Annotated in this window: 11 protein-coding genes; all 11 read right to left on the reverse strand. The window is 59.7% G+C overall.

Annotated features, from left to right (window positions below; translation table 11 throughout):
- Nucleotides 1-16 precede the first annotated feature (16 nt).
- Nucleotides 17-3,094, reverse strand: coding sequence for an error-prone DNA polymerase (locus BLU11_RS12315; RefSeq protein ID WP_090273771.1), 3,078 nt, complete (start codon nucleotides 3,092-3,094; stop codon nucleotides 17-19).
- Entirely contained in the window at nucleotides 3,091-4,503 is a 1,413-nt protein-coding gene (locus BLU11_RS12320) for a Y-family DNA polymerase (RefSeq protein WP_090273773.1), read from the reverse strand. The genes BLU11_RS12315 and BLU11_RS12320 overlap by 4 nt, the downstream gene beginning before the upstream one ends.
- A 3-nt stretch (nucleotides 4,504-4,506) precedes the next feature.
- Nucleotides 4,507-5,115, reverse strand: a complete 609-nt coding sequence (gene imuA / locus BLU11_RS12325; RefSeq protein WP_090273775.1) for a translesion DNA synthesis-associated protein ImuA — start codon at nucleotides 5,113-5,115, stop codon at nucleotides 4,507-4,509.
- Nucleotides 5,116-5,476: 361 nt separating this feature from the next.
- Nucleotides 5,477-6,169 (reverse strand): 2-C-methyl-D-erythritol 4-phosphate cytidylyltransferase, encoded by a 693-nt coding sequence (gene ispD, locus BLU11_RS12330; RefSeq protein WP_090273777.1) that lies wholly within the window; start codon nucleotides 6,167-6,169, stop codon nucleotides 5,477-5,479.
- Nucleotides 6,162-6,437: a cell division protein FtsB gene (gene ftsB / locus BLU11_RS12335; RefSeq protein ID WP_090273779.1), complete on the reverse strand. Its 276-nt coding sequence runs from the start codon at nucleotides 6,435-6,437 to the stop codon at nucleotides 6,162-6,164. Before ftsB ends, ispD begins: the two co-directional genes overlap by 8 nt.
- Before the next feature lie 27 nt (nucleotides 6,438-6,464).
- Nucleotides 6,465-7,754 carry a phosphopyruvate hydratase gene (gene eno / locus BLU11_RS12340; RefSeq protein WP_090276443.1) on the reverse strand — a complete coding sequence of 430 codons (1,290 nt, stop codon included), beginning with the start codon at nucleotides 7,752-7,754 and terminating at the stop codon, nucleotides 6,465-6,467.
- A 58-nt stretch (nucleotides 7,755-7,812) separates the two neighbouring features.
- Nucleotides 7,813-8,658: a 3-deoxy-8-phosphooctulonate synthase gene (gene kdsA, locus BLU11_RS12345; RefSeq protein WP_090273781.1), complete on the reverse strand. Its 846-nt coding sequence runs from the start codon at nucleotides 8,656-8,658 to the stop codon at nucleotides 7,813-7,815.
- Between the two features lie 9 nt (nucleotides 8,659-8,667).
- Nucleotides 8,668-10,302, reverse strand: a complete 1,635-nt coding sequence (locus BLU11_RS12350) for a CTP synthase (RefSeq protein ID WP_090273783.1) — start codon at nucleotides 10,300-10,302, stop codon at nucleotides 8,668-8,670.
- A gap of 106 nt (nucleotides 10,303-10,408) precedes the next feature.
- Nucleotides 10,409-11,749: a tRNA lysidine(34) synthetase TilS gene (gene tilS / locus BLU11_RS12355; protein ID WP_090273784.1), complete on the reverse strand. Its 1,341-nt coding sequence runs from the start codon at nucleotides 11,747-11,749 to the stop codon at nucleotides 10,409-10,411.
- Nucleotides 11,750-12,706: an acetyl-CoA carboxylase carboxyl transferase subunit alpha gene (gene accA / locus BLU11_RS12360; RefSeq protein WP_090273786.1), complete on the reverse strand. Its 957-nt coding sequence runs from the start codon at nucleotides 12,704-12,706 to the stop codon at nucleotides 11,750-11,752.
- Nucleotides 12,707-12,820: 114 nt separating this feature from the next.
- A complete protein-coding gene (gene dnaE, locus BLU11_RS12365) occupies nucleotides 12,821-16,345 on the reverse strand; it encodes a DNA polymerase III subunit alpha (protein WP_090273788.1) in 3,525 nt (1,174 codons plus the stop codon).
- Nucleotides 16,346-16,679: the final 334 nt, after the last annotated feature.

Below are 16,679 nucleotides of genomic sequence, written 5' to 3' on the forward strand. Positions count from 1 at the left end.
GCAGGTCATTGAGCAATCAATGAAAATCCCTGCTGCGAGTAGTCAGGCCATTCAACATGGGCGTCAGGTCGACCAGATGAGAGGCAATGAGATGGTGAATGCCTTCCTTGGTCTCCAGCCTGCCATGTACCTGGAGCATGCTCGATAACACCAGCTCCTTGCGCTGGCGCTCGGCCAGGGCGCGCCAGACCACCACGTTGATCATGCCGTGTTCATCTTCCAGGGTGACGAAGGTCACTCCACTGGCAGTGCCGGGACGCTGTCGGCCAGTCACCAGCCCGGCGACCGTCACCGGACGACCATGCTCAAGCGTCTTCAGCTCCTTCGAATCGCAGCAGCGTCGAGCGCGCAGTTGGGGGCGCAGGATGGCCATGGGGTGACGTCCCATGGTGGTACCGACCAGCGCATAATCAGCCTGCATCTCCTCCGCTTCCGACGGTAGAGGTAATGCTACCGTGCACTCAGCCTGCGCAGGCTGCCCGGCAAACAACGGCAATTGGGGCTCGATACCGGCAACAGCCCAGCGAGCGCGATGGCGATTACCAGCCAGCCCACGCAAAGCCCCCGCATCAGCCAACAGATTGCAGGCACGAGTATTCAAGCACGCTCGCAGACTCAGATCACTGACATCGGTAAAGCACTGTTGCTGGCGGGCCTGCTCGATACGATGAGCATCCTCGACATGAAAGCCAGCTACCATGCGCAGTCCCAGACGAATGCCGAGCTGGTCATCGCCGCAGCGCTCCAATGAACAATCCCAATTGCTGTAACGGGCATCCACCGGAAACGTCTGAATGCCATGTCGGCGAGCGTCCTGCAGTAACTGATCCGGGCTGTAGAACCCCATTGGCCAGCTGTTGATCAAGGCGCAGGTAAAGGCGGCCGGTTCATGGCATTTCAACCAACTGCTGGCATAGGTCAACAGGGCGAAGCTGGCCGAGTGGGATTCAGGGAAGCCGTACTCACCAAAACCCTTGATCTGTTCGAACAGACGTTCGGCAAAAGCCACATCATAGCCACGCTCAAGCATGCCGTTAGTGAGCTTTTCGCGGTGTGGCTCCAGTCCACCCCGGCGCTTCCAGGCTGCCATCGAGCGGCGCAGCTGATCCGCTTCGCCAGCGCTGTAACCCGCGGCGACAATGGCCAGCTCCATCACCTGCTCTTGGAACAGCGGAACACCCAAGGTCCGCTCTAACACCTTTTTCAGCGCTTCTGACGGATAGGTGACCGGTTCTTCGCGGTTTCGTCGGCGCAGATACGGATGCACCATGTCGCCCTGGATCGGACCCGGTCGCACGATAGCCACCTCGATCACCAGATCATAGAATTTACGCGGTTTGAGCCGTGGCAACATGCTCATCTGCGCCCGCGACTCAATCTGGAACACGCCAATGGTGTCCGCGCGACTGATCATGTCATAGGTAGGCTCGTCATCAGCCGGAATGGTCGCCAAGGTCAGTTCACGGCCGCGGTAATGACGGACCAGATCGAAGCAACGTCGCAAAGCAGTCAACATGCCGAGCGCCAGGATATCCACCTTGAGCAGGCCGACGGCGTCCAGATCATCCTTGTCCCACTGGATGATGGTGCGCCCATCCATGGCGGCGTTTTCCACCGGTACCAGAGTGTCCAGCGGTTGTTCGGAGATGACGAAGCCACCCGGATGCTGGGACAGATGCCGGGGAAAGCCGATCAATTGTCCACTGAGGGTCAGCACCCGATGCAGTATCGGACTGTCCGGATCGAAACCGGCCTCGCGCAGCCGCTCCGGTGTGGGGATATGATCGCTCCAACGCCCGCAACAACGGGCCAGGGTATCAACCTGCTCGGCCGGCAGGCCCAGCGCCTTGCCCACATCGCGCACCGCGCCAGCGGCATGGTAGCTGCTGACCACCGCGGTCAGTGCGGCCCGACGGCGACCATAGCGGCGGAACACATACTGGATCACTTCTTCCCGCCGCTCGTGTTCGAAGTCCACATCGATGTCCGGCGGCTCGTCGCGCTCGCGGGACAGGAAACGCTCGAACAGCAGATTGCTGTGCGCCGGGTCGATCTCGGTAATACCCAGGGCAAAGCACACCGCCGAGTTGGCCGCCGAGCCGCGGCCCTGACAGAGGATATGCTGGCTGCGGGCAAAGCGGACGATGTCATGTACGGTCAGGAAATAGCTTTCGTATTCCAGATCGCAAATCAGCGTCAGCTCTGTCTCGATCTGCCCGCGCAGCTTGGCGGAAATACCGGCGGGCCAACGCCAGGCGATGCCTTCCTCGGTCAACTGCCGCAACCAGGATGCGGGGGTATGCCTGGCGGGCACCAGCTCATGAGGATATTGATATTTCAGTTGATCCAAATCGAACTGGCAGCGTCCGGCAACACGCAACGTTTCGGCCAACAACTCTGCGGGATAGATTTCGGCCAGTGCCGTACGACTGCGCAGATGCCGCTCGCCATTGGCAAACAGCCGGTGACCCGCTTCGTCCACCCGACAATGATGCCGGATGGAAGTGATGCTGTCCTGTAATGCCCGGCGTCCACGGGCGTGCATGTGCACATCCCCGACGGCCACCGCCGGGATATCCTGGATGACGGCCAACGCCTGCAGCCGGGCCAGGCGTTGGTCATCATCAGGCCCCCGATGCAGCTCGATGGCCAGCCACAGACAACCGGGGAAACGGTCTTTCAGCCAGGCGCCGGTACTGCCGTCCTCGTCTTCCCCAGGCAACCATAACGCCAGCAACCCGGACATATCAGCATCGATATCGTCGCGCAGCAGCCGATAGCACCCTTTTTCCGCACGCCGCCGGGCCAGGGTGATCAACTGGCACAGCCGTTGATAGCCCTGCAGGTTCTCCACCAGCAATACCAGCTTCGGCCCGTTCTCCACCTGCATTTCACTGCCGATGATCAGCGGCAAGTGGTGCTCCTTCGACGCCTGCCAGGCCCGCACGATCCCCGCCAGGGTACATTCGTCAGTAATTGCCAGGGCCTGATAACCATGTTGATGCGCCCGGGCAAACAGTTCATCGGCACTGGAAGCACCACGCTGAAAGCTGAAATTACTCAGACAATGCAACTCGGCATAAGCTGCGCTCATGCGAACCAGCCCTGCAGCATGAACGGCCCCGAGCCGTCTACTGTCTGCCAGACCCAGGCACGACGCCCATCTCGAGTGCGAACCAGATAATAGTCTCGGCGCAGATCCCCGGCATCCCACCAGCCGGACTCGATACGCTCCGGTCCGGCAAGAATCTCCGGCAGCAAATCACCCAACGGCTGTGGCTCAGTCAGCAGCCAGCCCGGACGCGGCCGACTATCATGCAGCCCTGCTCCACCACCGGTGACATCAGCACGCCAACTGCACTCGGGACGATGATCAGCCACCGCAACCAGGCCCTGGATAGCCCGATCCCCCAAACGCGCCCGCAACCGTTCACGCAGCTGCTCCCAGGGTTGGGATTGTTGCGGCCTTTCGTCAAACAACGTCTGGGGCTGCGGCACAAACGCAGGCAGGTTCTGCGCTGACAGCCGCAGCGCCAACACCGGCGCCGGCAGCTGCAACTGCTCCAGCCGGCTGCGAACCACGTCAAACAGCAGCTGCGTATCGCGTTCCGGCGTCAACAGACCTATGGGCAACGGAGTAACGGCTTGGCTGCGGTGCTCCAGGCCCAGCATGAATTGCTGCACTCCACAGTCCCTGCCGGCGAGAAAGGCGTTCAGATCAGTGACCAGCCGCCGCACAGGAAACAACAGTGCCTGATGGGTCTGGATCTCGAAGTTGAACTCGATGCGCGCCTCAAATTCATCAGCTGGCTGATAACTGCCAAGCGCCAGCGGCTGATGACCCAACAAGGTATCCAGATGCGGCAGCACACGCTTGGGAAAGCGTTTGGCCAAGGTATCTCGCGGCAAAACCAGCAGCTGCTTTACCTGTCGCAGTCCCATGCGGGACAAAGCAGACACGCTATCGGTATCCAACCCGCAGCGACTGATGGGCAAGCACTCGATCTGCTCGCGCAGCCCCGCCTCAGCGACAGCAAAGCTATCATGCACATTGGTCAATACCCGCGCGGCAGCCGGGTTGGGCGCCAGCACAATGCGATGTTGAAATCCCAGCTCTTTCAATTCGTGGCGCAAACGCTGCTCAAATTGCGGCCAGGGACCGAACAGGCTCAAACTGGACTCGACCTCCATCAACAATGCCCGTGGATAATCCAGACTGACATGGGAACTGAAGCGGTATCCCCAGGCGGCCAGGAAATGCTGCCATTGATCGATCTGTTGTTGATCATACTCGGCCACGGCAAAACCACTGGTCAGGGTCTGTGCTGCCAGCAAGGTCTGGCCAGGCTTGAGCCCGAGTTGTCGCGCCGCCGGGTTGGCAGCCCTGATCACCCTGTGCTGTGCCGGACCGGCAACCAATACCAGCGGCTGTTCCTGATCGGTACGGCTGCGCAGAGCGCCATCCAGTGCCAATTGGGTGAACAGAATACAGGCCCAGCGCATCTCTTAACCCAACGCAACAGGACGTGACGACTGCAAGGCGCCGCGACTCTTGAGCACCCTCACCTGTCGCGGATGACAATCCACAACCAGGCGCAACGCCGCAGGCGAAGGGTTCACCGCTTCGCGCAAGGACCGGCAGGCAAATCCCAGAGTCTGTCCGGTCGCCGCTGCCAATTGCAGTCGCCGCAACCCTCGATCATCGATACGCTGCGGCCAGCACAGCACGGCAGCGCAACTGCCGGAACGCAGGCATTGCTCCGCCGCCCACAGTGCTTCTCGCTCATCGGCATTGATCACCGTCATCCAGCGCAGATCAACACCCGCCGCAAGCCAGGCGTGGGGATAAGGTATATGCGGCGGCGCCACCAGCACTATTCTTTCACTGGCCCTGGTCAACCGCGCCAGTGTCGGCCACAACAACTGCAACTCCCCTGCTCCCGGTGCCGCCAGCAGAATCTCACTGAGCGCCGCCTCCGGCCAGCCTCCCCCGGGCAGCACCGCATCCAGCTGCAAATGACCGGTGGGCTGAGCGGCTGCCGGGGCGTTTTCAGTGCGGCCTTTCCATACTTTCTGCTGACGCAGCAGTGTGTCGAGCGATACCACGGCACTCATCAACGCTGCTCCATGAACAGTGCAGCAACGCCAGCTGGCGGAAACGGAAGGAGAAATGAAAAAGCGACCATGGGGCACCATAAAACTGTATAGACATACAGCATATGAAGTCACACAAGGACGGTCAATCCTCTAGTGATGAATGGATGCCTGGTGGCAGAAATATTGATAGCCGGCCAGGTTGGAAATAGCCTGGCGGAACGAAGGCAACCAGCTCTGCGCAGGATCTGAGCTATGCCGGAATCCGGGTATCTACAGGAATCCGAATTTGTGGAGGCAGGCTGTATGGGAACAGTTTTTGGGAGCGGGCTAGCCCGCGAAGAGGCCGAGCAGAAAGATCTCACGACCAAGGCCGCCCAAGTCAACGCCGCCGCAGAAACTCCAGATCTTCCGGCCGGGTCACCTTGATGTTATCCGCCCGACCTTCGACCAGCCTTGGCGAATGGCCAGCCCATTCCATGGCAGAGGCTTCATCGGTGATGACCGCACCAGCTACCAGAGCGTCACTCAAGGCCGTGCGCAGCGCACCCAGACGAAACATCTGTGGGGTATAAGCCTGCCAGAACAGCGAGCGGTCCGGAGTCGAGCTGACCCGACCATCGGGTCCGGCCAGTTTCAGGGTGTCGCGCACCGGCACCGCCAGCAGACCACCGACGGAATCATTCTGCAGCGTGATCAACAGTATCTGCAGATCGGACAGGGTCAGGTTGGGCCTGGCTGCATCGTGCACCAGTACCCAGTCCCGCTCGTCGGCGCCCAGCGACGTGAGCGCTTGCAGTCCGTTGAGCACCGAGTCGGCGCGTTCGTCACCGCCATCGGCCCGGGTGATGCGCGAGTCAGTCGCACAGGCCAATACCGGCCACCACTCATCAAGCGGCGACAGGCAGACCACCAGTCCGGACAGTCCGGGCTGGTCGAGGAAACAGTCGAGGGTATGCTCGATCAGACAGCGCCCATTCAAGGGCAGGTATTGCTTGGGACGATCGGCGCGCATGCGCGAGCCGACGCCTGCAGCGGGGATAACCACCCAGAAAGACGGGGTGGTCTCAGTCATTACCGCTCAACTGGAACAGGGTTTCGCCTTCCTTGACCATGCCCAGCTCATGCCGGGCACGCTCTTCGATGGTTTCCAGCCCCTGTTTCAGCTCGATGACCTCTGCTGTCAGCACGCGATTGCGCTCCAGCAGTTTTTCGTTTTCGCTCTGCTGACTGGAGATGTCCTGCTTGAGCTGGGCGACATGAGCCAAACTACCCTCGCCTACCCACAGGCGATACTGCAGCCCGGCAAACAAGATCAGTGAAATCACCCAGAGCCATTTCAAGCAGAGAACCTCCCCGGCAACCGGCTATCAGCCACGAAATTCGGCACGGCCGTTGTAGGGTGCCTTGCCCGCCAGCTGTTCTTCGATGCGCAGCAGCTGGTTGTACTTGGACACCCGGTCGGAACGGCACAGCGAACCGGTCTTGATCTGGCCAGCTGCGGTACCTACAGCCAGGTCAGCGATGGTGTGGTCTTCAGTTTCACCGGAGCGGTGCGAGATCACAGCGGTAAAGCCGGCTGCCTTGGCCATCTGGATGGCTTCCAGAGTCTCGGTCAGCGAACCGATCTGGTTGAACTTGATCAGGATGGAGTTGCCGATCTTTTCATCGATACCGCGCTTGAGGATCTTGGTATTGGTCACGAACAGATCATCACCCACCAGCTGGACTTTCTCGCCGATCTTGTCGGTCAGCACTTTCCAGCCAGCCCAGTCGGACTCATCCATGCCATCTTCGATGGAGATGATCGGATAACGCTGGCTCAGACCCGCCAGATAGTCGGCGAAGCCGGCCGCGTCGAAAGCCTTGCCTTCACCTGCCAGGTCATACTTTCCATCCTTGTAGAACTCGCTGGCAGCGCAGTCCAGCGCCAGAGTGACATCCTCACCCAGCTTGTAACCCGCATTGGCAACCGCCTCGGCAATGGCACCCAGGGCGTCTTCGTTGGACGTCAGGTTCGGCGCAAAGCCGCCTTCATCACCTACGGAGGTGCTCAGGCCACGGCTCTGCAATACCGATTTGAGGTGATGGAAGATTTCGGTTCCCATGCGCAGGGCGTCGGCGAAGGTCTTCGCGCCCACCGGCTGCACCATGAACTCCTGAATATCGACGTTGTTGTCGGCATGCTCACCGCCATTGATGATGTTCATCATCGGCACCGGCATGCTGTATTGGCCGGGGGTGCCGTTCAGGTCAGCGATGTGCGCATACAGCGGCACGCCCTTGGCCTGAGCCGCTGCTTTGGCAGCAGCCAGAGACACCGCAAGAACGGCGTTGGCGCCGAGCTTGCCTTTATTATCGGTGCCGTCCAGTTCGATCATGGCACGATCCAGACCCGACTGATCCAGTGCATCACGACCCAGCAGCAATTCACGGATCGGACCATTGATATTGGCTACGGCTTTCAATACGCCCTTGCCCAGGTAACGGCTCTTGTCGCCGTCGCGCAGTTCCAGCGCTTCACGCGAACCGGTAGAGGCACCGGACGGAGCGCAGGCGCTGCCGAGGATGCCGCCTTCCAGAATCACATCCGCTTCAACGGTCGGGTTACCGCGCGAGTCCAGTACTTCACGACCCTTGATTTCAATGATCTTCGCCATGATTGCTGCTTTCTCCATCTGAAACATGCTTTGTATTGAAAGGGGGGGTGCCTGGCAATCAGGCAGTTTCGAGTTGCGGGAAACCTTTTACCAGGTCATCCAGTGCCTTGAGCTGGGTCAGGAACGGCTCCAGCCTGTCCAGGCGCAGCGCGCAGGGACCATCACATTTGGCATTGTCCGGGTCCGGGTGCGCCTCAAGGAACAGTCCGGCCAGGCCCTGGCTCATGCCGGCCTTGGCCAGGTCGGTGACCTGGGCACGACGACCACCGGCAGAATCGCTGCGACCGCCAGGCATCTGCAGCGCGTGGGTCACGTCGAAGAACACTGGGTACTCGAATTGCTTCATGATGCCGAAGCCGAGCATGTCCACCACCAGGTTGTTGTAGCCGAAGCTGGAACCGCGCTCGCAGAGAATCAGCTGATCATTGCCGGCTTCTTCGCACTTGGTAAGGATGTGCTGCATCTCGTGGGGCGCCAGAAACTGCGCCTTCTTGATGTTGATCACGGCGTCGGTTTTCGCCATGGCCACCACCAGATCGGTCTGCCGTGACAGGAAGGCTGGCAGCTGGATGATGTCGCACACCTCAGCCACCGGAGCAGCCTGGTGCGGTTCGTGCACGTCGGTGATGACCGGCACATTGAAGGTCTGCTTGATCTCCTGGAAAATCTTCAGTCCCTCTTCCATGCCGGGTCCACGATAGGAGTTGATCGACGAACGGTTGGCCTTGTCGAAGCTGGCCTTGAATACGTAGGGGATACCGAGTTTCTCGGTTACCGCCACGTATTCTTCACAGATGCGCATGGCCAGATCACGGGACTCCAGCACATTCATGCCGCCAAACAACACGAACGGCTTGTCATTGGCAATCTCGATATCACCAACGCGAACAATTTTCTGGGCCATGACGTTTCCTCAGGCTTTCTTGCCGGCGCGCTGCTGCAGCGCCGCGTTGACGAAGCCGCTGAACAGCGGATGACCATCACGCGGAGTGGAAGTGAATTCCGGATGGAACTGGCAAGCCACAAACCAGGGATGGTCCGCCACTTCGACCATTTCAACCAGCGCTTTATCCATCGACCGACCAGACACATTCAAACCGCTTTTTTCCAGTTCGGCCAGCAGGTTGTTGTTGACCTCGTAACGGTGACGATGACGCTCGACAATCACATCTTCGCCATAGCATTCGCGAGCCTTGCTGCCTGCTTCCAGTGCGCATTCCTGAGCACCCAGGCGCATGGTGCCGCCCAGATCGGAGGACTCGTCGCGGGTCTGCATTTCACCGGTCGCGGTCTGCCACTCGGTGATCAGGCCCACCACCGGATGCTTGGAGGTTTTATCGAATTCGGTGGAGTTGGCGTCTGCCCAGCCAAGCACGTTGCGAGCGAACTCGATCACGGCCACCTGCATACCCAGACAGATGCCCAGATACGGAATCTTGTTTTCACGGGCATAGCGGACAGCGGCAATCTTGCCTTCCACGCCACGCAGGCCGAAACCGCCTGGTACCAGGATGGCGTCCACGTCTTCCAGCTGGCCAGTGCCATTCTCCTCGATGGTTTCCGAGTCGATATAACGCACATTGACCTTGGTGCGGCTCTGGATACCGGCATGACTCAGCGCCTCGATCAGCGACTTGTAGGCATCCAGCAATTCCATGTACTTGCCGACCATGGCGATAGTGACTTCCTTCTCGGGATGCAGCTTGGCATCCACTACCCGCTCCCATTCCGACAGATCAGCGCTGCCGCACTCCAGGCCGAAGCGCTCGGCAACGTAATCATCCAGACCCTGGGCATGCAGGATGCCAGGGATCCGGTAGATGGTATCGGCGTCGGGCAGACTGATCACCGCACGCTCTTCGACGTTGGTGAACAGCGCGATCTTGCGCCGCGAGGCCAGATCGATCGGATGATCGGAGCGGCACACCAGCACGTCAGGCTGCAGGCCGATGGAGCGCAGTTCCTTGACCGAATGCTGAGTCGGCTTGGTCTTGGTTTCACCGGCAGTGGCAATGTAAGGTACCAGCGTCAGGTGCATCAGCATCGCGCGCTTGGCACCGACTTCCAGGCGCAGCTGGCGGATGGCTTCAAGAAAAGGTTGCGACTCGATATCACCTACGGTACCGCCCACTTCGACCATGGCCACGTCGGCATCGCCGGCGCCACGGATGATACGGGTTTTGATCTCGTCGGTAATATGCGGAATAACCTGAATGGTGGCACCCAGATAATCACCCCGGCGCTCCTTGCGCAGCACGTCTTCATAGACGCGACCGGTGGTGAAGTTGTTGTTCTGGGTCATGCGGGTACGGATGAAGCGCTCATAGTGACCCAGGTCAAGGTCAGTCTCGGCACCATCATGGGTGACGAAGACTTCGCCGTGCTGGAACGGACTCATGGTTCCCGGATCCACGTTGATGTAGGGATCCAACTTGAGCATGGTGACCTTGAGGCCACGTGCTTCGAGAATCGCCGCCAGGGATGCCGAGGCGATGCCCTTGCCCAAAGAAGATACAACACCACCCGTGACGAAGATGTAGCGCGTCATGAAAAACCCGTAGATTGAAGTTAGGCGACCGTAGCCGCAGGGAACCGAAGGGAGACCAAAGTCTCGTCAAGATGGGAAGTCAGGATACCAGACAGCCTGGATTTGCTCAATCCAAAACCGGCATCAAACCCGGCTCCCATGTCACCGCCCAGCCAGCTTCACCAGCCCCAGCATTCGCCCCTTCGGCGTTCCAGCGTCCGGCCACGGAAATCAGCCGATCGTCGCAGTATAGCAACGGGATTGCCGGGCGTATCCAGGCCGGAACACCGGCTTCCTGAAACAGCTTTTTCAGCATCTGATGCGGCCGACCGGGTAATTTTATCTGCTCACCGCCTCGGCGATAGGCAATTCGCCAGGCACCCGGCCGTGCGGCGATATCACCGCCACCGGGAGCCATGTGCAGCCAGCCATTACCAGCTGTCAACGCAGTATCGGCAAAGTGCGACAGCGGTTGTTCAATACCAGCGGGCACGCCACCTGTCGGCAATAGCCACAGGCGACCTGACGAACGGTATAACTGCGCCCGCCCCAGCTGCACCGCAGGCTGAGTATCCGGCGCAGCGCCCAACTGGATAATCAGACTGTGCAGATGACGCTGATCAGGCAGCTGCATGCCGTTGTCATGCAACCAGTAACGCAGCAGATTCTTTTGCCGTACCGGGGTCAGTGCAGCAACTGCGGCCACATCCAGACTGGGCCAGGCTGCCAGCCAGGCATCAGTCAGCATGCCTTGGGCCAGTTGCAGATCCTCACTCGCCCGCTCGTCCAGCAACTGATTGGCTTCTTCAGCATGCTCGGCCAGCCGCAGCAGGTTTTCCGGCATCGCCGGCCAACGCTGGCGCAGATCAGGCAACAACTCATGACGCAGCGCGGTGCGCGCATACCGGGGATCGGCGTTGGCCGGATCTTCAATCCAGCTCAACTGTTGCTCACTGGCCCAGCCATGCAACTCTCGCCGCCCCCAAGGCAGCAACGGCCGCAGCAATCGCCCTGCGCCCAGCGCTCGGCTGCGCGGCATGCCAGCCAGACCCCTCAATCCCGTGCCGCGCAGCAAGCGAAACAGCAGGGTTTCCAGCTGATCGTCGCGGTGGTGAGCCAACAGCAAACAGTCATCACGGCTCATCAGCCGTTCAAATACCGAGTACCGCGCGTCCCGAGCCCGCTCTTCAATACTGCCCGCCGAAGCCAGACACACTCTTTCGATGTGCAACTCTACACCGCGGGCAGCGCACTCACGCGCGCAATGCTCCGCCCATTGATCGGCATCGGCATGCAGACCGTGATGTACATGTATGGCTTTGATGGGAGGGAGAGGATGGTCTTGGCGCAGCTGGACCAAGGCATCCAACAGCACCATGGAATCCAGACCACCGGACAGCCCCAGCCAGCAGACCGGGGCATCCACACAGGGTGCCAGTTGCTCAAGCAGCCCCTGCGGATTGAACACTTACTGAATACCGAAGGCCATCAGTCGCTCGTAACGGCTTTCCAGCAGCTCATCAGCAGACTGACCTTCCAGCTCGTCCAGCTCAGCCAGCAACTGCGCCTTGAGTCGGGCCGCCATTTCTTCCGGCTCGCGATGCGCACCACCCAGCGGCTCGGGGATCAGATTGTCCACCAGACCCAGTTCCTGCAGTCGTGCGGCTGTCACACCCATGGCTTCGGCCGCATCGGAGGCTTTTTCCGACTTCTTCCACAGAATCGAGGCACAGCCTTCCGGGGAGATCACCGAATAAATGGAATATTGCAGCATCATCAGACGATCACAGACACCGATGGCCAGCGCACCGCCGGAGCCACCCTCACCGATAACGGTGGAGATGATCGGCGTCTTCAGACGCGACATGACCTGCAGGTTCCAGGCGATGGCTTCGCTCTGACCGCGCTCTTCAGCGTCGATACCGGGATAGGCACCGGGGGTGTCGATGAAGGTCAGGATGGGCATCTTGAAACGCTCAGCCATCTGCATCAGACGACAGGCCTTGCGGTACCCTTCGGGCTTGGGCATGCCGAAGTTGCGGCGCACCTTTTCCTTCACATCACGGCCTTTCTGATGACCGATAACCATCACCGGACGACCATCGAGACGGGCGATGCCACCGACGATGGCAGCATCATCGGCGAAATGCCGGTCACCATGCAGCTCTTCGAAGTCGGTGAAGATGTGGCGGATGTAATCCAGCGTGTAAGGGCGCTGCGGATGCCGCGACATCTGCGTCACCTGCCAGCTCGACAGATTGGAGAAAATGCTCTCGGTGAGCGAACGACTCTTGTCCTTCAGACGAGTGATTTCTTCAGTGATGTTCAGCGAATTGTCGCTGCCCACCAGACGCAGCTCTTCGATCTTGGCCTGCAAGTCGGCAATCGGCTGTTCAAATTCGAGGTATTTCTGGCTCTTGCTCATAAGCGTCGATTATCCGCGTAGCCCCAATCGGGGCATCCTGTTTTTGCGTTACCTTACGGGATTGCCATGCCTGCGTCGAGCAGGTGCACCCCGTGAGAATGTCCAAATTCTGCTTTACCTGTAATGCAGAGAGACGCTGCCTTTGCCCAGCTGGTCACGCAGCGTCTGTACCAGGTCATCGGCAGGCTCGACCCGCCACGCTTCGCCCAGACGCAGCAGGGCCTGCGCATCGGGGCGCTGCAACTCGATGGTGACCGCGCAACTGCCCTTGTACTGCTGCAGCACGCCGGCCAACCGGCCCAGGCATTCCGGGCCGTGCCGGCTGGTATCCAGATTGATACGCACGCTGTCCAGCAGCGAGGTGCGGGCCTCCTCCAGGCTCATTACCCGTTTGGCGCGCACACGCATGCCGCCGGAAAAGTCATCCACCGCCACCTCACCCTCCACCACCAGCAGCGCGTCCTTCTGCAGCAAGGATTGCGCAGCCTGATAGGCCTCGGCGAAAAGGGATACTTCGACTCGTGCCGAGCGGTCATCCAGCGTCACGAAACCGACCTTGTCGCCGCGCTTGCTTTTCATCACCCGCAGGTCGAACACCAGCCCCGCAATAGTCTGCGAATCCCGCGAGGGTTTGAGATCGATAATGCGCTGACGGGCAAAACGCCGGACTTCCTTCTCGTACTCATCGATGGGATGGCCGGTCAGATACAAGCCAAGCGTTTCCTTTTCGCCGCGCAGACGCTCCTTGAAGGTCCATTCACGCTCGTTGCGATAAGCTTCAAACAGGTCCCGCTCGGCCGCTGGCCCGAGCAGAGCGCCAAACAGATCATCATGCCCACTGTCCGCGCTGCGCAGGGTCTGCTCGGCCGCTGCAATGGCTTCTTCCATGGCGGCCGCCAGCGCCGCCCGGTTGCGATCCACTTTCTGCAGATAAGCCTGAGGTTCAGTATCGAAGAAGGGTCCCATGGCGTCCAGCGCGCCGGAACGAATCAATGCTTCCATGACCCGCTTGTTGATCCGCTTGAGGTCCACGCGTGCACAGAAATCAAACAGGTCGGCAAAGGGGCCGCCCTGCTGCCGGGTCCGCACTATGGTTTCCACCGGGCCCTCGCCCACGCCCTTGATGGCACCGAGACCGTATACGACACTGCCACTGTCATCCACGGTGAACTTGTATTCGGAGATATTTACATCCGGCGCCTTCATCCGCAGCTTCATGCTGCGGCACTCCTCGATCAGCGTCACCACCTTGTCGGTGTTGTGCATGTCTGCCGAGAGCACTGCAGCCATGAAAGGCGCCGGATAATGCGCCTTCAGCCAGGCGGTCTGGTAGGACACCAGGCCATAGGCTGCCGAGTGCGACTTGTTGAAGCCGTAACCGGCGAATTTCTCCACCAGATCGAAGATGTTGCCCGCCAGATCAGCATCGATATTGTTGCCACTGCAGCCCTCAAGGAAGATCTGCCGTTGCTGAGCCATTTCCTCGGGCTTTTTCTTGCCCATGGCCCGACGCAGCATATCCGCACCGCCAAGGGTGTAACCGCCCATGACCTGGGCGATCTGCATCACCTGTTCCTGATACAGAATAATGCCGTAGGTCGGTTTGAGTACTGGCTCCAGACCCGGATATTGGTAGTTCGGGTGCGGATAGGAGATCTGCTCACGGCCGTGCTTACGGTTGATGAAGTCGTCGACCATGCCTGACTGCAACGGCCCCGGGCGGAACAGGGCCACCAGTGCGATCATGTCTTCCAGGCAGTCGGGCTTGAGCTTCTTGATCAGCTCCTTCATACCACGCGATTCTAGCTGGAATACCGCCGTGGTCTCGGCCTTCTGCAGCATCTGATAGGTAGGCGCGTCATCCAGCGGGATGAAGTTGATATCCAGCGCGTCCTTGCCTTCCTCGGCACGGATACGATTGATGGTCTCCATGGCCCAGTCGATGATGGTCAGGGTACGCAGGCCGAGAAAGTCGAACTTCACCAGACCGGCAGATTCGACATCATCCTTGTCGAACTGGGTTACCAATCCCTCGCCCGCCTCATCGCAATACAGCGGTGCGAAATCGGTCAGTTTGGTCGGCGCAATCACCACACCCCCGGCGTGCTTGCCGACGTTGCGGGTGATGCCTTCCAGCTTCAATGCCATGTCCCAGATTTCCTGGGCTTCCTCATCAGCCGCCAGGAAATCACGCAGGATTTCCTCCTGCTCGTGGGCCTTGGCCAGGGTCATGCCGACCTCGAAGGGAATCATCTTCGATAGCCTGTCGGCCAAACCGTAGGACTTGCCCTGCACCCGCGCCACGTCGCGCACCACCGCCTTGGCGGCCATGGTGCCGAAGGTGATGATCTGTGATACCGCGTTGCGGCCATAGGCCTCGGCAACGTATTCGATGACCCGGTCACGGCCTTCCATGCAGAAGTCGATATCGAAGTCGGGCATGGATACCCGTTCCGGGTTGAGGAAGCGCTCGAACAGCAGATCGTATTGCAGAGGATCGAGATCGGTGATCAACAGGGAATAGGCGACCAGCGACCCTGCGCCCGACCCCCGGCCCGGCCCCACTGGCACGCCATTGTTCTTGGCCCACTTGATGAAGTCCATGACGATCAGGAAGTAACCGGGAAAACCCATCTGGATGATGATATCCAGTTCAAACTTCAACCGATCCAGATAGACTTGGCGGCGCGCCTCATAGTTTTCCGAGTCCGGCGGCAATACCACTTTGAGGCGCTCTTCCAGCCCTTCCAGCGAGACCTCGCGGAAATAGTCATCCATGGTCATGCCGTCAGGCACGGGGAAATCTGGCAGGAAGTAAGTACCCAGCTGGACGTCGATATTGCAGCGTTTGGCAATTTCCACGCTGTTGGCCAGCGCCTCGGGGATATCCGAAAACAGCTCAGCCATTTCCTCGGGTGACTTCAGATACTGCTCTTCGCTGTATTGCTTGACCCGGCGCGGATCACCCAGAGCACGACCTTCGCCGATGCAGACGCGGGTTTCGTGGGCCTCGTAATCTTCACGATAGATGAAGCGCACATCGTTGGTGGCGACCACCGGACAGCTGAACCGACCAGCCAGGGCTACCGCAGCGTGCAGATGCTCTTCGTCATTGGGGCGTTTGGTGCGTTGCAGCTCCAGATAGAAACGCCCGGGAAAGACACTCATCCAGTATTGCAGCAGATCATCGGCGTGCGCCGGATCGCTGGACAGCAGAGTCTGCCCAATCTCCCCTTCCTTGGCACCGGACAGCGCAATTACCCCTTCACTGGCTTCCGCCACCCATTCGCGGCGAATGGTCACCAGACCATTACGTTGTCCATGCGTGTATCCACGGGAAATCAGCTCGGTGAGGTTGCGATAGCCTTGCCGATTCATGGCCAGCAGGGTCATGCGGCTCAGATGGTTTTCATCTTCCGCATCGGTCAGCCAGATATCCACACCGGAAATCGGCTTGATGCCGGCGCCCATGGCAGCCTTGTAGAACTTCACCAGACTGCACATGTTGTGTTGATCGGTCACCGCCACCGCCGGCATCCCTGCTCCGCCCACCGCCTTGATCAAGGGCTTGATTCGTACCAGGCCGTCGACCAGGGAGTATTCGCTGTGGACACGCAGATGGATGAAGGAAACGCTCATATCTATCCTGATTCAGGGGTGGGATTAACCGGGTGATTGTAACGACGGGGCAGGCTCGGGGCCAGTGATGAGATTTATCGATCGTTCCCACGCAGAGCATGGGAGCCATCGGAAACCGAGTACCGACTCCGTGCCAGATCGTTTGTATGGTTCATCTGCAGGTCCAAAATGGACCTGTCAGGGTGGAGGGGCTCAATCGTTTTCCGGCCTTTCGGCACGGACTGTGGGAGATTTCGCCCCACCCTCACCATAAACGCCAATAGAGAATCCATCGGCAGAGCCAAGCCGCTCAGACCGACGATACGTCGCAAGCCAGCGTCTGGTGAGCCCTGAC

It is taken from the genome of Halopseudomonas litoralis, from assembly GCF_900105005.1.
Lineage (GTDB): Bacteria > Pseudomonadota > Gammaproteobacteria > Pseudomonadales > Pseudomonadaceae > Halopseudomonas > Halopseudomonas litoralis.